The organism is Streptomyces sp. 3N207, assembly GCF_052246355.1.
GTDB lineage: Bacteria > Actinomycetota > Actinomycetes > Streptomycetales > Streptomycetaceae > Streptomyces.
In genome coordinates this window covers 276,579-299,230 of sequence record NZ_JBQQBV010000009.1, presented here as the reverse complement: position 1 = coordinate 299,230, position 22,652 = coordinate 276,579, and the positions used below count along the sequence as shown (strand labels likewise).

Sequence of the window (22,652 nt, the reverse complement as noted above, 5' to 3'; positions counted from 1 at the left end):
CCGTCGGCCGGTGTCGGCCGACGGCGCCCCAGGGACTGTAGAAAGGAATCCCCATGACTGTGCGTGTCGGGGTCATCGGCGCCGGAATGATCGGCCAGGACCACATTCGCCGGCTCACCGATGTCGTGGTGGGCGCCGAAGTCACGGCGGTCACCGACATCGACAGCGCCAGGGCCGACGAGACGGCGGCCCCGGTCGGTGCCCGCGCTCTTCCCGACGGTCCGGCAGTGATCGCGGCGGACGACGTCGATGCCGTACTCGTCACCTCCTGGGGCCCCACCCATGCCGAGCACGTGCTGAACGCCGTCGCGGCCGGCAAGCCCGTCTTCTGCGAGAAGCCGCTGGCCACCACCGTCGAGGACTGTCTGCGCATCGTCGAGGCGGAGCGCGCGCACGGCCGCCGCCTCGTCCAGGTGGGCTTCATGCGCCGCTACGACGCCGGGTACCGGCAGCTGAAGGGGGCGCTGGACGGCGGCTCCATCGGGACACCGCTGATGGTGCACTGCGCCCACCGGAACCCCACCGTGCCGGACTCCTACCACTCCGCCATGGCAGCGCAGGACACGGCTGTGCACGAGATCGACGTACTGCGCTGGCTGCTCGACGACGAGATCGTCTCAGCCCAGGTGCTCACCCCGCGGCCGACCAGCAAGCGGTTCGAGCACCTCAAGGACCCGCAGATCATGCTGTTCGAAACAGCGCAGGGCGTGCGTATCGATCTGGAGGTCTTCGTCAACTGCCAGTACGGATACGACATCCAGTGCGAAACCGTCGGCGAGAACGGGCTGGTCCGGCTGCCGGACCCGGCGGCCGTCGGCATCCGGACCGCCGGGCAGCACGGTAGGGCCGTACTCCAGGACTGGAAGGGCCGGTTCGCCGACGCCTTCGACACCGAGTTCCGCGAGTGGGTCGCCTCGGTGGAGGCGGGCGAGGAGCCCACCGGCCCGTCCGCCTGGGACGGCTACGCCGCCACCGTCATCACGGACGCCACGGTCCGGTCCCTCGAATCGGGCCAGCAGCCCGTCGCCGTCGATATGAAGCCCCGGCCCGCCATCTACGGAGGCCCCGCATGAAGATCGCCCTCGACCCCTACATGCTCCGCACGCTGCCGCTGGACGAGATGGTGCGCACGGTCGCGGAACTCGGGTACGAGTACATCGAGTTGTCGCCCCGTGACGACTTCATGCCGTTCTTCCTGCACCCGCGTGCGGACGACGAACGTGTCACCCAGCTGAAGGGCGCGCTGCGCCGGTACGGCGTCCAACTCTCCTCGGTGCTGCCGCTGTACAAGTGGTCCTCACCGGACGAGACCGAGCGGCAGGCCGCCGTGCGCTACTGGAAGCGGATGATCGAGGTCACGGCCGAGCTCGAATGCCCGCTGATGAACTCGGAGTTCAACGGCCGCCCGGAGCGGGCCGCGGAGAGCGAGGCCGCTTTCTGGCGTTCGATGGAGGAGCTGCTGCCCGTCTTCGAACGTGAGGGCATCGCCCTCAACCTGGAGGCTCACCCCGACGACTTCTGCGAGGAGAACGCCCCCGCGGTCGAACTCGTCCGGGCCGTCAACAAGCCCTGGGTGGGCTACCTCTACTGCGCCCCGCACTCCTTCCACCTCTCCGGGCCCGCGCAGCCAGGTGCCGACATCGCGGCGATGCTGCGCTATGCGGGCGACAAGCTCCGGCATGTGCACATCGCGGACACCTTCAACCACAAGGGCTCGTCCGGACTGCGCTACATCCTCAACCCGCCGGGCACTCCAGCCCGCATCCATCAGCACCTGGACATCGGCCAGGGCGAGGTGGACTGGGACACCTTCTTCGGCACCCTGCGCGAGCTCGGCTTCGACGGCGTCGCCACCGCCTGCGTCTTCGCCTGGGAGGAGCGGGCCCGCGAGTCGTCGGCACTGATGCTGGAGCGCATCACCAAGGAACTGGTCGGCTGACCGCGGACTCGCCCGGGGGCCCAGGGACCCGGGAGGAGGGAGCGGCCCGTCCCTCCCCCCGGGAGCGGATGCTCAGGCGGAGTAGAAGTGCCAGCCCTGGCGCTGCGAGGGGTGGTCACCCCACATCCGCTTGAGGTCGATGTAGGTGTCGCCTTCGCCGCGGGCGGTCAGCGCCAGGTCCTCGTCGCGGTAGGAGACGATGCCGTAGTCGGGGTCCTGGGGATCGGTGCCGGGGACGTGCTCCAGGAGCCACCACTGGTCCTTGTTCCGAGTGGAGCCGGAACAGTCGCGGAGATGGACGATGCTGTTCTCACCGTTCTCGTTGGTGGCGCACGCCCCGGCGGAGCTTTGCAGCTGATAGACCGGCCGCCCGTCGGAGGTGGCGACCCGGACGAAGCGCCAGGTGGTCTTCCAGTCCTTGGGGGCAGTGCGGGGATAGACCTGAAGATAGGTGCCCGGATTTCCCTTGGTGTCGTCGGGGATCATGTAGTTGCCGGTCACTTGACTGACGGCGGTGAACTCGCCCGCGGGTACGGCCCGTGTCGAGGAGTCGGCGGCGGCGGGCGCGACGGCCAGAGCGGTGCCGGTGAGTGCCGTGACGGCGATGGTGGTCAGGATCCTGCGGGCGGCGCGAGCGAACATGTCGACTCCAGACAGTAGTAAAAGCAGCACTGTGTGTTGAGGACACTAGAGCCGGTACACCGCACGAGGGAGAGGGCCTGGGCCCTGCTCCCGGGCGTTCGAAGTGATCAGGCCACCGCTCTTGCCGCCACCTGCGCGCCAGGACCGCCCGGGAGGCTTCAGGGAGCCGCCGAAAGTCGGCAGATTCCGTTCGCTCGGCTCCGGCGTCCCCGTGGTGAACGCCGTCGGCACCCGTCCGTGCCGTGGTGGGAGGGCCGCCCAGTAGGGTGCCGCAACATGGTCCAGATGTTCGAGCCGTTCCGCCGCCGGCGCAGCCCCCAACCGCCGTACGAACCGCCCCTGTCCGCCCACCAGCTGTGGCAGGTCTCCCTGTCCGCTCCGGTCAACCGAGGGCGGGACGCCTCGCGCACCACCCTGTACCCCTTCCGGCACCGCGATGACGCCGAGGCAGAGCGCTGGCTGCGGGAAGAGTGGGAGATCCCGGACCGCGGGGAACTGCTGTACAGGCTGGACGACTTGCTCAGCGAGGGCTACCGGGCGCCGCTGCGCGCACAGACGGGAGCCGACCCGGTGGCCTGGGACGTGGCCCTCTACGTCGACGTCGTCCGCAAGGGTTACGCCGCCGGACACCTGGACGCACCGACCGCCTGGCAACTGCTGCGCGCCACCGTCATGCCCACGGTCGCCGCATACGACTCGTGGCGGGCGTTCGCGACGGACTATCTGCTGGTGCGCAAAGTGTGGATGGAGGGGCTGCGCGCCACCGCGGACGAGGGCTTCCCCGCCCCGCAGGCCGTCTCCGACGCCCACCTCCGCACCCTGCTGGACCCCGCCAATCCCGCCAGCCCCTGGAACCGGGCACCCTGGCACGTGATCAGCCTGCCCGACCGGCCACTGTGACCGACCGGGAGAGACGGTGCCGAGGCCGGGCGGCCCCGGCACCGTGTCCGGTCAGTGCGCGAGCAGTTGGGCGCAGCGGACCAGGCCCAGGTGGGAGTAAGCCTGGGGATGGTTCCCCAGGGAGCGTTCGGCGATCGGGTCGTACTCCTCGGAGAGGAGCCCGGTGGGGCCGGCCGTGTCGACGATCTGCTGGAAGAGCTCCCCTGCTTCGGTGCGGCGCCCGGTGAGCAGATACGCCTCGATCAGCCAGGCCGCGCACAGGTGGAAGCCGCCCTCGTCGCCGGGCAGGCCGTCGTCGCGTCGGTAACGGTAGACGGTGGAGCCGCTGCGCAGTTCGGACTCGATGGCGGTGACGGTGGCGGCGAACCGCTCGTCGTCGGGGTCGATCAGGCCGGAGAGCCCGACGTGCAGGGATGCCGCGTCGAGGTCGAGGCCGTCGTAGGCCGTGGTGAACGACTGGGCGTCCGGGCTCCAGCCGTTGTCGAGGACGTCCTTGGCGATCCGGTCCCGCAGCGGTGCCCAGGACGGGTCGGCGCTGCGGTCGTAGATCCCGGCAAGCTTCACCGCGCGGTCCAGGGTCACCCAGCACATGACCTTGGAGTAGACGTGGTGCCGGGGCTTGTCACGCTCCTCCCAGATGCCGTGGTCGGGCTCGCTCCAGCGTCGGGAGACGGCAGCTGCCATGCCCTCGACCAGCTCCCAGTCGCGGTCGCGGATCCGGCCTGTGGCCTCGGCCAGGTGGGCGACGAGTTCCACGACCGGGCCGAACACATCCAGCTGGACCTGCTGATCGGCGAGGTTGCCGACCCGGACGGGCCGGGAGCCGGCGTACCCGGGAAGGCCGTCGATCACGGCCTCCGGGCCCAGGCCGGTGCCCTGGAGGGTGTAGAGGGGGTGCAGCCGCTCGGGGCCGGGCAGCGTGTCCAGTACCCGGTGCAGCCAGTCGAGGAACGCCTCGGCCTCGGCGGTCGAGCCGAGGGTGACCAGCGCCTGCGCGGTCATCGAGCCGTCACGCACCCAGCAGTAGCGGTAGTCCCAGTTGCGGACGCCACCGATCTCCTCGGGCAGCGAGGTGGTGGCCGCAGCCATGATGCCGCCGCTGTCGGCGTCGCACAGGCCGCGCAGGGTGAGCGCCGAGCGGGCCACCAGGTCGCGCTCGCAGTCAGGGAGGTTGAGCTTGCTCAGCCAGTCCGACCAGTACCGGTCGGCGACCTCGCGGCGGTCCGCCTCCGCGGTCGGGGCCGCCGTCAGATCGTCGGTGCCGCACCGCAGCTCCAGCACGACCGGGTGCCCCTCGGTGAGTTCCACGACGGCGTGCGCGGTCTCGTTCACGCCGTCGGAGGTGACCTCCCAGCGCACCCCCGGCGAACGCAGCACCATCGGCTCGGCGGTGCCGAGGATGCGCAGTCCCTCCGCCTCCGCCACCAGCCGTACCGGTACCTGGCCGAACTCCGGGCGGGGGGCGAACTCGACCGCGACCGCGGTGCTGCCTGTGAGCACACGGACCAGCTGCGTGCGGTGGCCGGGCAGCCCGTGTTCGAGGTAGTCGGTCACCAGCAGACGGGACCAGCGCGTCTCGACGGTCATGGTCCCGGGTACATAGCGCTGCCCCAGCGGCAGCGGGCTGCGTGGTGCGCCGCCCGCCGGGTTCGCAGCGCCTGCCGCGCGGCGCCCGGGGAGCGAGCGGGGCCGGACGGAGAAGTGTCCGGCACCGGGGCCGCCCAGCAGATCCGCGAACACCGCGGCGGAGTCGGGGCCGGGGTGGCACATCCAGGTCAGCCGGGCGTCCGGGGTCAGCAGGGCGACGGTGCGCTCGTTGGCCAGCATCGTCAACCGCTCGATCGGCGGGCTCTGTTGGCCGTAGAGCCAGGCGCGCCGCTCCTCCAGCAGGAACGCCAGCGCGGTGGCGACCTCGGTGGCGTCGGCGATGCGGTACTGGGCCCCGGTGTCGCCCTCGCCGACCTTGATCCCGACGTCCGGACCTTGCAGCCGGGCGAAGGCACGCTCGTCGGTGGTGTCGTCACCGAAGTAGACCGCGGCGCTGGCGCCCACCTGGTGGCGCAGCGTGTCCAGGGCATTCCCCTTGTCGGTCGCTATCACCGACAGCTCGATGACGGCCTTGCCCTCGGTGACGTGTATGCCCTGCCACGTGGCGGGGCCGGAGCGGACCGCTTCCAGTGCCCGCTGTGCCGTCCCGGCCTCGGCACGCCGCAGATGCACCGCGACGCCGGCCGGCTTGGGTTCCAGCGTCACGCCGGACGCCTGCGCCGCGACCTCCTCCAGCGCACGCTGCAGCTCGGCCCGCAGCCGGGCCGCTTCGGGGTCGAGCTGGTGGACGAAGCCGATGTCGAACTCCGAGCCGTGGCTGCCCACCAGATGCACTTCGGCGGGCAGCCGGGAGAGGGTGGCCAAGTCGCGCAGGGCGCGTCCGGAGATCAGCGCGGCGGTGGTGGCGGGCAGGGCCGCGAGCGAACGCAGCGCATGCACCGACTCGGGCACCGGCCTGGCCTCCGCCGGGTCGGGGACGATCGGCGCGAAGGTTCCGTCGTAGTCGCTGGCGACCAGCAGACGGGGCGTCCGGGCAAGCTGCACGAGGGCGCGCCGGAGCTCGGCGGGCAGGGCTTCGGCGGTCAAGCCTCACTCTCCAAGGTGTGTGATGGTGAAAAGGGCAGAAGGGAAAAGCGCACAAGCAGGTGCGATCGTGGCATGGCCAGGCGTGGACGGTCCCGCCGGGGTCCGGGCATTCAGCGCCCGGCACCCGCGGCGGAGCACTCGGTCACCAGGACTTCACCGAGCGCACGGTGTCCGCCCCGGTCGAGAGGGAAACCGTCGGTCTTGCCGGCCCCGGTGACCAGGACGACGTCGAAGAAGCCGCAGCCGCGCTTCTCGTATTTCGGAGTCGCCGGAACACCGGACCGTCTTCGGGTCCCTGAGCCCGTCGGTGCCGGAACGGCCATGGGGCCGGGCCCGATTGGGCCTCCCGGTCGTTGGCTGCGATGTCACGGGTCGAAAGGCTAGGCAGGCGCCGCACCGCCCGTCAACATTTTGATCGAAGCACTTCGAAAGGTCCTTCGAGACATGCGGAAGCCGCTCGGCCGTCGGGTGGCGGTCGGTGCCGGAGGGCGCGCCGGTCCGGACCTTTGCCGGGCGCCGGGAGAGGGCGTACGGCGCTGGTCAGGCCGTACGGTAGCGGGTCAGGCCGTGCCGCGCCGAACGTAGGAGAGTTCGAGACGGGTGCGCTGGATCGGCCGGTCGGGTTCGCGTACGCGGTCGAGCAGTATCTGTGTGGCGACGCGGCCCGACTCCCGGAACGGCTGCCGCACCGTCGTCAGCTCCAGTGCCTCCGCGAAGTCCCCGTCGTCGAAGCCGACCACCGCGAGATCGTCGGGGACGCGGAGCCCGCAGGCGCGCGCTGCCCGCAGCACACCGGCCGCCAGATAGTCGTCGTGGGCGAAGACGGCCGTCGGCGGCTCCTCCGCTTCCAGCAGCTCCGCGGCGGCCTGCGCTGCGGCGTCCACGCTGTTCTCGACGAGCCGCACCCGGGAGTCCGGAAGGTCGAGCTCCGCGTCGCGCAGCCCGGCACGGAAGCCCGCGAGCCGCTCCCGGCACTGTGAGGCGAAGTCCGGGGCCGCCTGGGTCTCGCCGACGAAGCCGAACCGGGTGTGGCCCGCGGCGATCAGCTCTTCGGCGACCAGCCGCCCGCCGGCCGCGTCGTCGATGCTCACGCTGCTGAAGTCCGGGCGGGCGAGCTCGACCAGTACCGTCGGCAGCGTCTTGGCCCGCAGCCGCTCGGCCACGTCAGGCGTCAGCGGCAGGGACATGACCAGCAGGCCGTCCAGCCGGTGGGTGACGGGAAGGCCGGCCAGCACGGGCGCGGCCGCTGCGGCGGAGATCTCGTCGTAGACGACGACCTCGTACTCCAGGCCGTTGACGGCCTCAAACACGCCTTCGAGCCGCCGGGCAAACGTCGGATACGTCGTGAACGGCGCCATGACACCGATCCGGCCCGCCCGTTTTCGGGCCCGGGACGCCGCATCGGCGCGCGGGGTGAAGCCGAGCTCGTCGATCGCGGTCATGATGCGGCTCAGCGTGGTGGCTCGCACCTTCGTCGGCGCGTTGAGTGCCAACGAGACTGTGGAGATGCTGACTTGGGCACGCTCGGCGACGTCGTAGATGGTGGCCCGGCTCATCCCTGAATCCTCCCTCACTCCCGGAGCACGGCGCGGGGGCACCCCTACCTGGGCAGCGGCCGACGACGACTCGGCGTCCCTGCGGAGCGGCATTCCCACCCGGGCCGACGAACGGTCCGCGCTGCCGGGACCGACGACTCGGCCGCAGCTCCTGGCCTCTCGACACGCCGGCGTCACGATATCAACTCCCGTCGAAGCGCTTCGAACGCGCTTCGATTCCCTCGGTCGCCAGTCGCCGCTCAAGGCGGTGTCACATCCGTTCCGGCCGCGTCGTCCCGACCGCCGCGGTGGTTGGTCCGGTCCCGGAACGGTTGGCCGCGCCGGGTGCGGCAAACAAGCCTGCCCGTAATTCGGTATGGCGTCGTGAGCGGTGCTCCTATCGTGGCGCGGTGACAACTCAGGTGATCGTGTTGAACGGCGGATCCAGCTCGGGCAAGTCCGGGATCACCCGGTGTCTGCAGGCGGTCCTGCCGGAGCCATGGCTTGCCGTCGGAGTCGACACGCTGGTCGAGGCGATGCCCGCGGCCATGCAGACATCGGACGTGGGCATCACGTTCGCTGCGGACGGCGGAGTGAGTGTCGGGCCCGTGTTCCGCGACCTGGAGGCGGCGTGGCGGGAAGGAACCGCCGCGATGGCCCGCGCGGGCGCCCGGATCATCATCGATGACGTCTTCCTCGGCGGTGCGGCATCCCAGCAGCGGTGGCAGCAGGCTCTTGACGGACTCGACGTGCTCTGGGTCGGCGTCAGATGTGCGAGCACGGTCGCTGCGGGCCGCGAGATCGCCCGCGGCGACCGGGCACGGGGGATGGCCGCGTCACAGGCGGAGACGGTCCACCGGGGCGTCGTCTACGACGTGGAGGTGGACACCACGGATGCCGAGTCCCTGGAATGTGCGCGAATCGTCGCCGCTCGGGTCGGGTGATCGGCGAGGCGGATGCCCGCCGTCCCGCCCCAGAGGCTGAAGACCCCGTCGGCGGGGACCGGAACCAGGTCGTGCCGGGTGGCACTTGCGGTCACCCGGCACGACCCTGTGGACGGCCGCGTACGACAGCGCGTCAGCGCTGTTGGTAGACGAGCCAGACCTGGCCCTTGTCGAAGGGCATCCGCTTGCCGTTCGACAGGGTGAAGGTGGTGTCGCCGGCCGCGCTCTTGCGCTGCCACTTCGTCTTGAACGCCTTGCCGTCGCGCAGCACGGTCGCCTCACCGCTGCCGACGGTCTCGATGTACGGCGTCTCGCCGCTGGAGTCCGGCGGCATATCGGTCTTCTGGACGATCACGGTCTTGCCGCCGAGCCGCTTCCCGGACGTGCCCTTCGCAGGCTCGCCGTCGAAGGAGGCCAGCCAACGCCCCTCCTTCGCCGACCAGTTGAAGGTGGTCTTGGACGAGCCGTAGTCGACCGTCTGCTCGTCGGTCGGCGTCCCACCGCTCGGTTCGGCACCGAAACGGAAGCCGATGTCGCCGGCCTTGCTCGCCTTCGGCGCCTTGTCGAGGATCTTCTCGGGGAGGCCGTAGAGGTTGTGCGGGGGCTCGTTGCTGCCGCCGCGCTCGTACACGTCCGGGTAGTCGTCGTGCGAGACCCCGTACAGCGGCGACTTCTTGATCTTGTCGACGACGGCCTTGCGTGCACCCGAGTAGGCAAGCGCGGGGCGCTGGAACATCTGCATCTGCTCGACGTTGTACTCGCGGGCGCTGCGCACCGGGCCCATCGTCTTGGGGTAGTGGCTGGAATAGATGGCGAACAGCCGGCCCAGTCCGCCCTCCACCTTCTCCACGCCGACGATGTCGGCGTCCTCGAGCGCGGTTTGCGGGCGGGCGTCCTTATGGTTGTCGATCTTGACAGCGAGTACGGGATTCTCCTTCGCCGGAAGCCCGGTGAACGGAGAGGTGAACGCGGCCTGCCGCGCCTTGTGGGCGCCCTTGGCGTCGTCCTCGTACGCGGCGAACGACGGCGTCGCCACGGCTGCACACGTCAGCCCGCCGACAACGGCCAGCGTGGTCACCACCACGCGGATGCGGCGCGGGCGCTTGTGTATCGGACCCTTCGCACCACCGGCGTCGGAGGGTGGGGTGGAGCTGCCTTCCATGAACTGGCCTCCTGTGGGGGGAACTTCTGTGGGGGAGAGAACTTCTGTGGAGCGAGCCCACCCCACCTCCACCCGCCCCGCGACGTCAATACCCGGTGCGACGGCGGAACATCCGCCCACCGTCCCGCCAACTCCCTTACATCCAGGTCTGATTGGCCTTCACCCCCCTCCGGCCTACCGCCCTTCCGGTCTTCCGGCCGGAGCACTGACGCCGGAGCGGGCCGCCCCGCGGAGGATCTCGGAGGACCGTCACATGCCGGGCGGAGCGCCGGTACGGGAGTGGATGCGCCGGCAGTGAGTGGTCACGGGCGCCGCGTCGGAGCGTGCCGCACCGGGCAGCCCGCGCTCATCTGCACCCCTTGTGTGCGCTGTCCGGCTGGTGTGACCGCGCTGGGCTGCGGCGCTGCGCATGTCACCGGCATCCGCACGGCACGCTGTGCGCGGCAGGCCGAGCTGCGCCTGCGCCGGAAGGTCTTCCGGTGGTTCCTTGCACAGCACGCGCTTCGGGAGGTACTGCGTGGACAGGTTGCCGATCATCTATGTGCGGGGGTACGCCGGGCCGACGGCGGGCATCGACACCGCCGTGGACGACCCCTTCTACGGGTTCAACCACGGTGCCACGCACGTACGCGTCGGCGGGGACGGCGACCCCCACTTCTACCAGTTCGAGGGCCCACTGCTGCGCTTGATGGGCGACGAGGGCTACCAGCTGCTCGTGCAGGGGGACCAGCACCGGTACCTGCTCGGCGCCGCCGACGCGGCACTTCCGCCGGCCTCGCTGTGGGTGTACCGGTTCTACGACCAGGCAGCGACCACCTTTCTTCCGCCTCCGCACGAGAACCTGTTCGAACGTGTCTTCAGCAAGATCCACCACCGGGTGACCGCCGACGGTTTCAACATCGAAGCCGCAGCCGCCGGGCTGTACGACCTGATCACGCTGATCCGGCAGAAGACCGGCGCCCCCAAGGTCTGTCTGGTGGCCCACTCGATGGGTGGCCTCGTCGTGCGCTGCATGATGCAGAAGATCTGCTTCCAGCCCCAGGACGACGGTCGGTCCCGCCTGCCGGCGAAGGACCTGGTGGCGAAGTTCTTCACCTATGGCACCCCGCACGGCGGCATCGACTACCAGCTCGATGCCCTCGACTGGGTACAGCAGACGTTCGGGCCGGCGGGTTCGGACATCTTCGCCCCGGAGAAGATGTACGGCTACCTTCAGCCCGGGGCGACTTTCGGGGACGTTCCCCCGCGCTCGTCCCGCTTCGATCCGCAGACCGTCCCGGAAGAGGCGTTCGCCGCCGAGGACATCTTCTGTCTCGTGGGCACCAACCCCAAGGACTACGGGCTCGCCCGGCTGACCGTCGGCCCGAAGAGCGACGGCCTGGTGCGCATCGACCGCGCCTATGTGCGCCGTGCACACCGTGCCCATGTCTACCGTTCTCACTCCGGCCCCTATGGAGAGGTGAATTCGGAGGAGGGCTACCAGAACCTGCGACGCTTTCTCTTCGGCCCCTGGCAGGTGATCGTCGGCCTCGCCGGCCTACCTGCCGCCGGGGACGACGACCAGTGGCAGGCAGATATGCGGCTCGCAATCCGCGGCCTGCCGGTCATCATCAGCGAACAGCAGGCTTCCCATTGGTGCCCCATCCAACTCGGTCGAGAAATCCGGCGTCTGAGCGGAAAGACCGAAGGCATCGTTCCGCTGGTCAGCACATTTCTCCTCGAACCGGCCCACGCCGAACCGGGCATCCCCTCCGACAAGAGCGCTGCGCCACGAATGCGCTACAGCATCACCCTGCGCGTGTTCAAACTCGACGGAGAGAACGGCCATTTCCGCTTCGCCGATCACCTCGAACAGGTCCCCGCCTGGAGTGACTCCCTCATTGTCGATATCGAGCCTGACACGAAGGAAAACGACCTCCAGGCATGGGCGGCGTGGAATTCCATGGTCGAGGGCTCCAGCGACAGCTTCGACCCCATCACCGAGGGCCTCCCCGCAGCGCAGCGTCGGCCGGTGGCAATGGAGGCGGAGGGCGGGGACTACTTCTGCCATATCGACTTGCCCCACACGGCTCGAACGCTCCCCGTGCTCGGTGTAGACGCCAGAGTGAAGATTCACGTACGCGACCGCCGAGCCAGTCGTTGAGCGCCGTGGTCGGCGGTGCGGTGAGCGCGGCACGCCACCGGTGGCGGTTGCCCATGGGGCGCGTCAACCCTCATCTGCCCAGCGCAACAGTTCGCCGACCGGCAGTGTGTTGACGACACGCTCGGCAGGCACGCCGCACGCGGCCGCCCGGGCACAGCCGCCCGCCTGCCAGTCGAGCTGACCGGGGGCGTGTGCGTCGGTGTTGATGGCGAAGTGCGCTTGGGCGTCGAGGGCCTGCCGCAGCAGTCGGCGCGGCGGATCGCTGCGCTCCGGACGGCAGTTGATCTCCACTGCCGTGCCGGATTCCGCGCAGGCGGCGAAGACCTCCTCCGCGTCGAACTCCGACTCCGGTCGCTGCCTTCCCGACAGCAGCCGCCCGGTGCAGTGCCCAAGAACGTCCACCAAAGGATTACGGACAGCGCGGACCATGCGCCGCGTCATCTGCTCCCTGGGCATCCGCAGTACGGAGTGCACCGAAGCCACCACCACATCGAGCCTGGCCAGCAGCTCTTCCTCCTGATCGAGGGTGCCGTCCTCCAGAATGTCGCACTCGATGCCGGTCAGCAGCCGGAAGGGCGACAGCTGCTCGCTCACCTGCGCGACCACCTCCAGCTGCGCGCGCAGCCGGTCCGCGGTCAGGCCGCCTGCGATCGTCAGCCGCGGCGAGTGGTCCGTGAGAACCGCCCACTCGTGCCCCAGCGCCTTTGCCGTCGCGGCCATCTCCTCGATGGAGCTGCCGCCGTCGGACCAGTCCGAGTGCAGATGACAATCGCCGCGCAGCGCCGCCCGCAACTCCCTTGCCGCCTCGGGCAGCGGGGCCTCCTGCGCCGACTCGGCCTCCAGCTTCGCCAGGTAGCGCGGTACGTCGCCCTCCAGCGCCTCCTGCACGACCTGCGCGGTCCGCGGCCCTACGCCCTTCAGTGATTCCAGCGAGCCGGCCGCCGCGCGCTCCTCGGCCTCGCCCGGCGGGAGCCCGGCCAGCACCTGCGCGGCCGTACGGAAGGCGCGCACGCGGTACGTCGGTGCCTGAGCGCGCTCCAACAGGAACGCGATCCGCTCCAAGGCTGCCTGCGGCTCCACGCCTGCCTGTGGCTCCACAATCTGTGCCTTCCCGGTCCGCCAAGCTTGCTTTCCGGTCACAACCGAGATTACGGCGGCGATCTGGTGATCGCCGGGCGCGCAGGTGCCCATGCCGGGCGCTTGCGGACTGCGAGTGCTTTGTGGCTGGTCGCGCAGTTCCCCGCGCCCCTGCGGGGCGCAAGACTGTCGCCCTGCGTAAGCAGCTGGGCACAAAGGGTCGGGCTCGCATGCGTGGGTTGGGCGGATCTACGCTGGTATTACCTGCTCGGGAGCACGGGATGGTAGGTGCCGAGATGCTCCAAGTACTGATAGCTGTCATCGTCGTCGTGGGCGCGCTGGCGGCCCTGGGTCTTCTGTCAGCGGTCCGCATCATCAAGCAGTACGAGCGTGGTGTCGTGCTGCGCTTCGGGCGCCTGCTCCGGGACGTCCGGGGGCCCGGACTGACGCTGATCGTTCCTGGCGTCGACCGGCTGCGCAAAGTGAACATGCAGATCGTCACCATGCCCGTGCCGGCCCAGGAGGGCATCACCCGGGACAACGTGACGGTGCGCGTGGACGCGGTCGTCTACTTCAAGGTGGTCGAACCGGCCTACGCGGTCATCCGGGTCGAGAACTACCAGTTCGCCGTCTCGCAGATGGCCCAGACCTCTCTGCGGTCGATCATCGGAAAGAGCGACCTGGACGATCTGCTCTCCAACCGGGAGAAGCTCAACCAGGGGCTGGAGCTGATGATCGACAGCCCCGCCGTCGACTGGGGCGTGCAGATCGACCGGGTCGAGATCAAGGACGTGTCGCTGCCGGACACCATGAAACGGTCCATGGCCCGCCAGGCCGAGGCCCACCGTGAACGCCGGGCGCGCGTCATCAACGCGGACGCGGAGCTCCAGGCGTCGAAGCGGCTGGCGGAAGCGGCCCAGCAGATGTCCGTGCAGCCCGCGGCTCTGCAACTCCGGCTGCTCCAGACCATCACGGCTGTCGCGGCCGAGAAGAACTCCACCCTTGTGCTTCCCTTCCCCGTCGAGCTCCTGCGCTTCCTGGAACGTGCACAGCAGCCCGAGGACACCGAGGGCATCGACGCCTCCGAAACCCGCGCGGGCCCCTCCAGTGCCGAGGCGGCACTGGCTGCCGCCGCCGGAGAGTCGGAGGCAGCCGCGCACGGCCAGGGCGCACGTCGTGGGGCGGAGCAAGAGGTCGCCCCCACGTTCCGGCCCGCCGCCCGGCGATCCCGTAGCGGGACGGCAGCGGACCCCGCCGGCGCCTTCGGCGTGCTGCCGCCGGACCCGGCCACTCCGCTCCGCGACCCGGCCATGGTGCTGCCGGAGCTTCAGGTGACGGGTCTTCCCACGGCGGAGGACGTCGCCGCCCGGCACGCCCGCGATCATGGCGAGCGCCGACAGGACGAGGACCTGCAGAGGGAGAGCCGGCAGAAGGAGTCCTCACACTCCGGCCGCAGCAGGCGCCGCCACCCCGGTAAGGGGGCCTGAGGGCCCCCTCTCGGAGGGAGCGGGCTCTCCGAGCTGTCCTCGGCTCTCTCCTCGTCTCTCACTCGTCTCTCTCCCCTCGTCTCTCTCCTCTCGTCCAGTTGGCGGCGGCCGCGGTTTGTGCCGGGCTGAGTGGAGTGATTCATGGAGTCGGACCTGGCCACCTGTGCTCCGGCGGCACGGGAGCACGGAGGGCCGTGCGGATTCGGCGGGTCCGTCCGGACGCGAGGAGGCGCTGAGTGATGCCGGAGTTCGACCGCGGGCCGACGGCCCAGTTCGCCGAGCTGTTCGCGCAGGTGCCCGACCCGCCCGTCCGATCGGCGTTCTGGTACGACTGGGGGCCGGTCTTCTACCGTGGCCGGCTCGACGGTTCGGCCCGCGTGCTGATCGTGGCTTCGGACCCGGGACCGACCGAGCGGATCGCCGGGCGCAGCCTGGTCGGCAACGCCGGTCAGCGGGTACAGGGCTTCCTCAGCAAGCTGGGACTGACCCGCTCCTACGTCTGCCTGAACGCGTGGGCGTATGCGGTGCATCCGAGCCAGGCGTTCGCGATGAAGGACCGTCTGGACGATCCGGCACAGACACAGTGGCGCAACGCGGTCTTCGACCGGGCGACGGACCCGACGCTGGAGGCCGTCGTCGCGATGGGGTTCATGGCCCAGGAGGCAGTGCGGCTGTGGACGACCCGCCCGCAGGTCACGCTCGTCGAGGTCCCCCACCCGTCCAGCCATGACGCGGAGGCACTGCTCGACACATGGCGGGACGCCGTCACACAGCTGCGTCCGATCGTGACGCCGGACGACGACGGCGACAACACCGGACCCAACTACGGAGCCGACTTCGAAGAGTCCGACCACAGCGCCGTCCCCCGGCACGATCTGCCCTTCGGTGCGCCCGCGTTCCTGGGCGACGACGCCTGGGTACGCGCCAAGCCGAGCGGAGCGCACAACTCCGTCAGCCGCCCGACGCCGGACGACGGTCACACGCTGGTCTGGAAGGCACCGGGCTGATGGCGCTCGTACTCCGCGGCACGGTCGTCACCTTCGACGACGACCACCGGATTCTCGACCCCGGCGCCGTGTACGTCGGCGACGACGGCCGGCTGGCCGCGGTGCGTTCGGCCGGGCAGGACCCGCCCGCGGGGTTCTCCGGCGCGCCGCGGATCGACACGGACGGGCTGATCCTCCCGGGCCTGATCGACCTCCACAACCACCTCGGCTACAACACGCTTCCGCTGTGGGAGGCGGTCGGCGTCCCGTATCTGCACCACGACCGCTGGGTCAAGGAGGACGAGCCGCCCGACTACTCCACGTCGATCACCTGGCCCGCCAAGGTGCTCCAACAGGCCGCGCCCGAGGCGCTGGTCAAATACGTCGAGGTCAAAGCGCTGATCGGCGGAACAACGGCCATCCAGGGAGCCCCACACTCCACGCGCCCGGTCGACGGCTGGCTGCTGCGGATCGTCGACAACGAGAAGCTGCCGTCGGGCACCGACATGGTGATGACCGCGGCGCTCCAGCTCGATGCCGACGAGCTGCGCGACAAGCGGGCGGACAAGCTCGACGGCACCCGCGTGCTGATCTACCACGTCGCGGAGGGCCGGCGTGGCTCGACCGTCCACGACGAGTTCGAGGATCTCGAGCCGTGTCTGAAGCCGGGCTTGATCGGCGTGCACAGCACCGCGCTGACCGCCGCCGACTTCGCGATGTGGCAGGACGCGGTGGCGACGGTCAACAGGGCGGAGCAGGGGACGGTCGTATGGTCGCCGTTCTCCAACTACTGGCTCTACCACGAGACGACGAACGTGGTGGAGGCGGACAAGAAGGGGCTGCGGATCGCGCTCGGCTCCGACTGGTCGCCGTCGGGGACCAAACATGTGCTCGGCGAGCTCAAGGTCGCCGACGCCGTCAACCGTCGGGAGCTCGGCGGGCACTTCAGCGACCGGGAGCTGTGCGACATGGTGACCGCGAACCCCGGCGATGCGCTGGCGACCGCCTGGGGGCCGCACGTGGGGCGGCTGCGCCGGGGCAGCGCCGCGGATCTGCTCGTACTCGAACGCCACGACCCGGCACAGGACGTGTACCGCAACCTGATCGACGCGACCGAGCGCCACGTACGGCTGGTGCTGGTGCGCGGTCGGCCGTTCTACGGGACACCGGGGCTGATGACCGCCGCCGGGGCGACACACACCGACACCCTCACGGTGGCCGGGCTCAAGCGCCGGGTGGCGGTGCGTCAGCCGGACCGGAGCGACGCCGAGCTCGACTGGCCCGGCGTCAAACGCGCGCTGGAGAAGGTGCGGACCGACCCGGTGGCCGCCTGGCGCGCCGCGCAGGACGCCCTCGCGGACTGGGGCGGTCCGCTGGACGATCCCGAAGCGCCGCTCGTCCTGTTCGGCGACATGCCGGAAGGCGATACGGGAGCGATGGCCGCCGCGGGCGAGGTCCCGCCGGACCTGGTCGTCCCGCGGCTGGACCCGCTGACCCACGACGCGGCCTACTTCGCCGCCGTGGCCCGCAGCGGTGTGCCCGAGCTCCAGCACCTCGCCGGGTACTACGCATGAGCGCGACAGTGGCGCAGCCCGCCCGGACGCTGCCGGAGTCGATCGCGCTCGACGCGTTCATGGACCGGGCCGCCGCCGACCCGCTGCCGCTCGCGGACCGCTATCAGCTGGTGGCCGCCGCCCGGACACTGCTGGAGGAGCTGTACGTCCACCTTCCGCTCAAGCGGGCAATGCACGCCATCGATCCGGTCCAGCGCCTGCGGCTGCTCGAACGCCGCCTCCGGCAGCTCAGCGAACCGCAGTTCCACGCCGAGCTCGCTGGTGTCTTCCGCGAACTGCGCGACCTGCACACCGTCTACCAGCTGCCCGACCCGTACCGCGGTCATGTGGCGACGCTGGGCTTCCTCGTCGAGCGCTGTACCGACCCCGACGGGAGGCCGCACCACATCGTCTCCAAGATCGACCGTTCACTGGCGCATGCGGGATTCGACGTCGGCGCCGAGCTGGAGACCTGGAACGGCGTTCCGATCGAGCGCGCCATCGAACGGAACGCAGCCGCCCAGGGAGGCTCCAACCCGGACGCACGGCTGGCACGCGGGCTGGAGTCGCTGACGCTGCGCTCGTTGCGCACCGGTCCCCCACCCGACGAGCACTGGGTGCTGCTGTCCTATCGCACCCGGGCCGGGCGCCGCCGCGAGACGCGTATCCCGTGGCGGGTGCGTGCCGCCGAGTGGCGCGCGGGGCGGGCGCAGGACCCGGTGCCCACGCTGGCGACGAGCCTCGGCATCGACGCAGGCAACGAAGCCACGCGCCAGATCAAGCGCGCGCTGTTCGCGCCGTCCCAGGCGCGGCGTCCGTCCCCGCGGGCACTCCGCGGTGTCGTCGCCTACCGGACGCTGCGGATCCGCAGCCGTTCGTACGGGTATCTGCGGATCTACTCCTTCAACGTCTCAGGCGCGCGGCTGTTCGCCGAGCGGGTGGCGCGGATGGTGGCGCGGGCTCCGGCGGGAGGGCTGATCGTGGACATCCGCGGCAATCCGGGGGGCCATGTCCCGGCGGCGGAGTCCGTGTTGCAGGTCCTGAGCGAGCATTCCGTCGCGCCCGTGAGCTTCTCCCTGCCGACCACGGAAGCCGCGCTCGCGCTGGCGCGGTCCAACCCCGGCTTCCGCACCTGGACGAGCTCGATCCGCGCCGCCGTGGAGACCGGAGAAGCGCACTCGCAGGGCTTCCCGCTCACCGACCCCGAGGCGATCACCGCCGGTCTGCCGCGCTGCACCGGTCCGAAAGTCCTGATCACCGACGCACTGTCCTACTCGGCCGCCGATATCTTCGCCGCCGGTTTCCAGGACAACGGCCTCGGCCCCGTCCTCGGGACCGCCCGGCAGACCGGCGCAGGCGGCGCCAATGTGTGGACACACGAACTGCTGCGCGTCTGGCTGCCCGAGCTCCTCGGCGAGCTGCCCCGCGGCGCCGGGTTCCGCGTCGCGCTCCGGCGCGCCACCCGGGCACGCGGCAACATCGACATGCCGCTGGAGGACCTCGGCGTACAGGCCGACGAACTGCACCAGTTGACCGAGCGCGACGTCACCGGGCGCAACCAGGATCTGCTGGCGGCAGCCGCCGCGCTGCTGGTCTGAACTGCTGGGCCGCCCGGTTCGGCGGAGCCCGAGTGAAGCACCAACTCGGACGAAGCAAAGAAAATTCGGCCTTGCTCGCCTTGCGCTGGATACGGTTCTCGGCCGCGTTCCGGACCGGCACCGGGTCGGTCCGCTTTCGTTCTTTCCGGTACTGCGGCACAACGGCCACAAAGGCGGACTCGGCGAGGTGGCACGTCTCCCCCAGGCTAGAGTCTCCGACCAGGCCAGACGTGCGAACCGACGCCGCCCGCGGCGGCTCGTACCGCGTCGGCATGGACCGCACGGAAAGTTCAGGAGCAGCGCGGACGATGGACTATCAGGCAGTGCTCGACGAGGTCGCGGACGCTGTGGCACCCCAGATCGGCCGCGGGCAGGCAGCGGGGTACATTCCGGCACTGGCCGAGGTGGACCTGGGCGGGTTCGGCTTGGCCCTCGCGGATGTGGACGGCTCGGTCACCGGCGTCGGCGACTGGCAGGTGCCCTTCTCCGTACAGAGCATCTCCAAGGCGTTCGGCCTGGCGCTGGTGCTGGCCCAGGACGGCGAAGGTCTGTGGGGGCGAGTGGGGCGGGAGCCGTCCGGCACTCCGTTCAACTCCCTGGTGCAGCTGGAGTACGAGAACGGCATCCCGCGCAATCCCTTCATCAATGCGGGCGCGCTGGTGGTCACCGACCGGCTGCAGTCGCTGACCGGTGACGCCAGCGCCGCCATGCTGGACTTCCTGCGCGCCGAGAGCGGCAATCCGGAGGTCGCCTTCGATCCGGGGGTGGCCTCTTCCGAGTCCGAGCACGGCGACCGCAATGCGGCGCTCGCGCACTTCATGGCCGGCTACGGCAACCTCGACAACCCCGTGCAGACGGTGCTGGACCACTACTTCCGGCAGTGCTCGATCGCCATGAGCTGCCGCGATCTGGCCCTGGCCGGCTCGTTCCTCGCCCGCCACGGGCTGGGCACGGACGGCTCCCGGCTGCTGGCGGCGCGCGAGGCCAAGCGGATCAACGCGGTGATGCTCACCTGTGGAACGTACGACGCGGCGGGCGACTTCGCGTACCGGGTGGGGCTCCCCGGCAAGAGCGGCGTCGGCGGTGGCATCCTCGCGGTGGTCCCGGGCCGGTGCACGCTGTGCGTGTGGAGTCCCGGCCTCGATGTGCGGGGCAACTCGGTGGCCGGTGTCGCGGCACTGGACGCCTTCACCTCGCTGACCGGCTGGTCGGTATTCTGAGCCCGCATTTCCGCCGTCCGTAGATCGATGACGACCGGCGGCGGTACCGGTGGGCTTCAGCTCCCGTACTGCTTGGTGTCCGGGTGCTCGATGAGCAGCACGTGGGCGGGCTTCTCGGCCACGGGACGGTGCCGCAGTCCCCTGGGGACGACGAAGAGTTCGCCCGCTTTCAGCACCACCGGGTCCCGCCCTTCCAGCTGGATCCGGAAGGTGCCGTCCCAGCACAGGAACAGTTCGTCCTCGTCGTGGTAGTGCCAGGGGAACTCCCCCTCCAGCCGTGCGAGACGGACGACGGTGGTGTCGTTCACCATGGCCAGGTTCCGCTGCTGGAAAGGCCCCGGGAGCGCGGCTACAGCCTCGGGCACCGATACGGCGGCGGAGTGGCACAGGTCCTCATGTCGTGTGGTCATGCTGTGATCCTCGCCGCCCTCGGGGCCGGACCACAGAGCCAATACGCCATGATTGGTCCACGGGGCGAACCAATCACCTCATCCACGCCCCACCTGGACCGAAAGAACGCGATCATGCCCATGGGACCAGCCGAGCTGGCCGACCGCCTGGGCCGGTGGTCGGCCGGCCGCGGACCGCTGTATCTCCTGCTCGCCGCACGGCTGCGGCGCCTGGTCGACGAAGGTGAACTGCCGGCCGGCACCGCGCTGCCACCCGACCGGACGCTGGCGTCCACGCTCGCGGTGGGACGCGGCACGGTCGTGGCCGCGTACGAACAGCTGAGTCTGGAGGGCCGGATCGTCCGGCGCCGGGGAAGCGGTACCCGGGTGGCCGGGCCGTCGCGTCCTGGGCCCCGGGAGACCACGAACGCGCCGGTCTTCCTGCACCTGCTGGAGCCCCAGGACGACGATGTGATCCTCCTGGCGTGCGCCGCACCAGCCTCGCCTCCGCCGACGCTGCTGACGGCCTACGAGCGGGCGCTGCCCCGGCTGGCCACCATGACGAGCGGCATCGGATACCACCCGTCGGGCCACTGGCAGCTGCGCGGCGCTGTCGCCGACCACTACACGCGCCGCGGCGTACGTACCGACCCGGAGCAGGTCCTGATCACCAACGGCGGTCAGCAGGCCCTCTCCCTGCTCGCCCGCGCCTTCGTCCAGCCCGGCGGCGCGGTGGTCGTCGAGGCCCCCACCTACCCCGGCGCGTTGGAGGCTTTCCGCGAGCATGCCGCGTCCTTGGAGACGCTTCCCGTCGGCCTGGACGGCTTCGAAGCGCGGGTCCGCAGCTGCGGTCGCCGCCCGGAACTCGCCTACCTCGTGTCCACCCACCACAATCCGACCGGGAGTGTGCTGCCGTCGCTGGCACGCCGACGGCTCGCCGCAGCGGCCGCCGCGGCGGACGTGCCGCTGGTCGACGACGAAGTCCTCGCCCACCTCGCCTTTCCCGGACAGGACGTACCCCCTCCGCTCGCGGCGTTCGGCGACGCGGTGATCTCGGTGGGCTCGCTCAGCAAGAGCGTCTGGGGTGGGCTGCGCGTGGGCTGGATACGGGCCGAGCGGTCCGTCATCAACCGGCTCGCCCGACTCCGAGCGGTACATGACCTCGGCGGGGACTTCTCCGCGCAACTCGCGGCCATCGAACTGCTGCCCCAGCTGGAGACCCTGTGCCAGGATTCGGCGGCAGACCGCCAGGCCCGCCATGACCACCTGCACGCGGAGCTGGCGCGGCGGCTGCCGCAGTGGCAGGTCCCGACCGTCACCGGCGGTCACACCCTGTGGGTGCGCCTCCCCCGCGGTGACGGCGACTCCTTCGCGCAGACGGCCCTCCGCCACGGCGTCGCGGTGCTGCCCGGCAGCGGACTGGACGCGGCAGGGGGCAGCGGGGAGTTCATCCGCATCCACTTCTGCGCCGCCCCCGACACGCTGACGGAAGCGGTGCACCGCTTGGCCACGGCCTGGCACACCTACGGAGGCGAACCCGGCCGGAACATCCCGGGCCCTCGTGCGATGGCAATCTGACGGACGGCCTCCGACATGGCGCGCCCGTCGGTCCGGGGAGCGTCCAGCACCTCGCCGGATTCCTGCTCACCCTCGAACCCCCCGTACCACCGAGCAGTGCTGTGCGGGCGGCTCCGCGCCGGTGCCGCTCCGGCAGGGCTCAGTCGTCGGTGGGCGCGGGGTTGGGAGCTCCCGCGCGCAGGCCGTCCAGCACCAGGTCCAGGAGCCGGCCGGCCCGCGTCTGCCAGTCGTCGTGCGGGTCGATCTGCCACAGTCCCGCGATGGCGAGGAGGAAGTCCTGCGGGGTCACTCCGGGACGGACGGTGCCGGCCCGCTCGTTCGCCTCCAGGAGGACGGTGACGGCCTGGGTCACCGGTCCGTGACCGAGTTCGGCCAGCGTTCCGCGTGGGTTGGTGGTGGCCGTACGCAGGGCGTCGGCCAGCCCCGCCTTGGCCAGGGCGTACTGGGCGAGCCGGTCCATCCACTCACGCAGTGCCTGGTCCGGCGGCCGGGTGCGGAGCAACTGCTCTGCCGCTTCGGCGACTTGCTGCACCTCGTAGCGGTAGACCTCCAGGACCAGGGCCTCGCGGCTGGGGAAGTTGCGGTAGAAGGTTCCCTGGCCGACGCCCGCCCTTTTCGCAATGGCGCTCAGCGGCGCGTCCGCAGCGTGCGTCAGCTCTGCGAGCGCCACCTCAAGAATGCGTTCGCGGTTGCGCTGGGCGTCCGAGCGCAGCCGCGTGCCGGGCTTCTTGTGCCGCACTCGTCCTCCTTCCGTCCTCTTCCGCCCCTGGCGCAGAACTGCGGTGTCGGACGGGGTGCAGCGGGTCTCCCTTGCGAAGCGGACAACTGTCCTCTACGTTCATGAAGGTAGAGCGGACTGTTGTCC

The 22,652-nt window shown here is 70.5% G+C and carries 18 protein-coding genes; 11 read left to right on the top strand and 7 right to left on the bottom strand.

From position 1 onward, the window contains the following. The first annotated feature begins 53 nt into the window (after positions 1-53). Together ACTWP9_RS17040 and ACTWP9_RS17035 are read left to right on the top strand one after the other, a co-directional pair. Positions 54-1,073: a Gfo/Idh/MocA family protein gene (locus ACTWP9_RS17040; protein WP_443247009.1), complete on the top strand. Its 1,020-nt coding sequence runs from the start codon at positions 54-56 to the stop codon at positions 1,071-1,073. Then, the gene (locus ACTWP9_RS17035) at positions 1,070-1,939 is read left to right on the top strand and encodes a sugar phosphate isomerase/epimerase family protein (RefSeq protein WP_443247008.1); all 870 of its coding nucleotides are present in this window, start codon (positions 1,070-1,072) and stop codon (positions 1,937-1,939) included. Before ACTWP9_RS17040 ends, ACTWP9_RS17035 begins: the two co-directional genes overlap by 4 nt. A 72-nt stretch (positions 1,940-2,011) precedes the next feature. Here ACTWP9_RS17035 and ACTWP9_RS17030 read toward each other — a convergent pair whose 3' ends face one another. Beyond that, complete coding sequence (locus ACTWP9_RS17030; RefSeq protein WP_443247007.1) at positions 2,012-2,581, bottom strand: hypothetical protein; 570 nt, start codon at positions 2,579-2,581, stop codon at positions 2,012-2,014. 276 nt (positions 2,582-2,857) lie between these two features. Between ACTWP9_RS17030 and ACTWP9_RS17025 the strand changes: the two genes are divergently transcribed. Then, entirely contained in the window at positions 2,858-3,481 is a 624-nt protein-coding gene (locus ACTWP9_RS17025; protein ID WP_443247006.1) for a DUF1266 domain-containing protein, read from the top strand. 51 nt (positions 3,482-3,532) lie between these two features. On the opposite strand, the gene otsB is transcribed toward ACTWP9_RS17025, so the two are convergent. Then, positions 3,533-6,115: a trehalose-phosphatase gene (otsB, locus tag ACTWP9_RS17020; RefSeq protein ID WP_443247005.1), complete on the bottom strand. Its 2,583-nt coding sequence runs from the start codon at positions 6,113-6,115 to the stop codon at positions 3,533-3,535. A gap of 560 nt (positions 6,116-6,675) precedes the next feature. After that, positions 6,676-7,671, bottom strand: a complete 996-nt coding sequence (locus ACTWP9_RS17015) for a LacI family DNA-binding transcriptional regulator (protein WP_443247004.1) — start codon at positions 7,669-7,671, stop codon at positions 6,676-6,678. 389 nt (positions 7,672-8,060) lie between these two features. On the opposite strand from ACTWP9_RS17015, the gene cpt reads away from it, so the two are divergent. Next, a complete protein-coding gene (gene cpt / locus ACTWP9_RS17010) occupies positions 8,061-8,594 on the top strand; it encodes a chloramphenicol phosphotransferase CPT (RefSeq protein WP_443247003.1) in 534 nt (177 codons plus the stop codon). A 133-nt stretch (positions 8,595-8,727) separates the two neighbouring features. On the opposite strand, the gene ACTWP9_RS17005 is transcribed toward cpt, so the two are convergent. Further along, positions 8,728-9,756 carry a DUF3048 domain-containing protein gene (locus ACTWP9_RS17005; RefSeq protein WP_443247002.1) on the bottom strand — a complete coding sequence of 343 codons (1,029 nt, stop codon included), beginning with the start codon at positions 9,754-9,756 and terminating at the stop codon, positions 8,728-8,730. A 517-nt stretch (positions 9,757-10,273) separates the two neighbouring features. Here ACTWP9_RS17005 and ACTWP9_RS17000 point away from each other — a divergent pair. Then, the gene (locus ACTWP9_RS17000; protein WP_443247001.1) at positions 10,274-11,899 is read left to right on the top strand and encodes an esterase/lipase family protein; all 1,626 of its coding nucleotides are present in this window, start codon (positions 10,274-10,276) and stop codon (positions 11,897-11,899) included. Between the two features lie 63 nt (positions 11,900-11,962). Here the strand turns inward: ACTWP9_RS17000 and ACTWP9_RS16995 are convergent, their stop codons facing one another. Beyond that, positions 11,963-12,979, bottom strand: coding sequence for a PHP domain-containing protein (locus tag ACTWP9_RS16995; RefSeq protein ID WP_443247019.1), 1,017 nt, complete (start codon positions 12,977-12,979; stop codon positions 11,963-11,965). 293 nt (positions 12,980-13,272) lie between these two features. Between ACTWP9_RS16995 and ACTWP9_RS16990 the strand changes: the two genes are divergently transcribed. From ACTWP9_RS16990 to ACTWP9_RS16970, 5 genes are all read left to right on the top strand, one after another. After that, complete coding sequence (locus ACTWP9_RS16990; protein WP_443247000.1) at positions 13,273-14,463, top strand: slipin family protein; 1,191 nt, start codon at positions 13,273-13,275, stop codon at positions 14,461-14,463. Positions 14,464-14,702: 239 nt separating this feature from the next. After that, positions 14,703-15,470 (top strand): hypothetical protein, encoded by a 768-nt coding sequence (locus tag ACTWP9_RS16985; RefSeq protein WP_443246999.1) that lies wholly within the window; start codon positions 14,703-14,705, stop codon positions 15,468-15,470. Beyond that, a complete protein-coding gene (locus ACTWP9_RS16980) occupies positions 15,470-17,023 on the top strand; it encodes an amidohydrolase family protein (RefSeq protein WP_443246998.1) in 1,554 nt (517 codons plus the stop codon). The genes ACTWP9_RS16985 and ACTWP9_RS16980 overlap by 1 nt, the downstream gene beginning before the upstream one ends. Next, positions 17,020-18,600, top strand: coding sequence for a S41 family peptidase (locus ACTWP9_RS16975; RefSeq protein ID WP_443246997.1), 1,581 nt, complete (start codon positions 17,020-17,022; stop codon positions 18,598-18,600). Before ACTWP9_RS16980 ends, ACTWP9_RS16975 begins: the two co-directional genes overlap by 4 nt. 308 nt (positions 18,601-18,908) lie before the next feature. Further along, the gene (locus ACTWP9_RS16970; protein ID WP_443246996.1) at positions 18,909-19,820 is read left to right on the top strand and encodes a glutaminase; all 912 of its coding nucleotides are present in this window, start codon (positions 18,909-18,911) and stop codon (positions 19,818-19,820) included. Positions 19,821-19,876: 56 nt separating this feature from the next. Here ACTWP9_RS16970 and ACTWP9_RS16965 read toward each other — a convergent pair whose 3' ends face one another. Then, positions 19,877-20,230, bottom strand: coding sequence for a cupin domain-containing protein (locus ACTWP9_RS16965; protein WP_443246995.1), 354 nt, complete (start codon positions 20,228-20,230; stop codon positions 19,877-19,879). Positions 20,231-20,344: 114 nt separating this feature from the next. On the opposite strand from ACTWP9_RS16965, the gene yczR reads away from it, so the two are divergent. Then, the gene (gene yczR, locus ACTWP9_RS16960; RefSeq protein WP_443246994.1) at positions 20,345-21,787 is read left to right on the top strand and encodes an aminotransferase class I/II-fold pyridoxal phosphate-dependent enzyme; all 1,443 of its coding nucleotides are present in this window, start codon (positions 20,345-20,347) and stop codon (positions 21,785-21,787) included. Between the two features lie 139 nt (positions 21,788-21,926). Here yczR and ACTWP9_RS16955 read toward each other — a convergent pair whose 3' ends face one another. Next, positions 21,927-22,526 (bottom strand): TetR/AcrR family transcriptional regulator, encoded by a 600-nt coding sequence (locus ACTWP9_RS16955; protein ID WP_443246993.1) that lies wholly within the window; start codon positions 22,524-22,526, stop codon positions 21,927-21,929. Positions 22,527-22,652 lie beyond the last annotated feature (126 nt).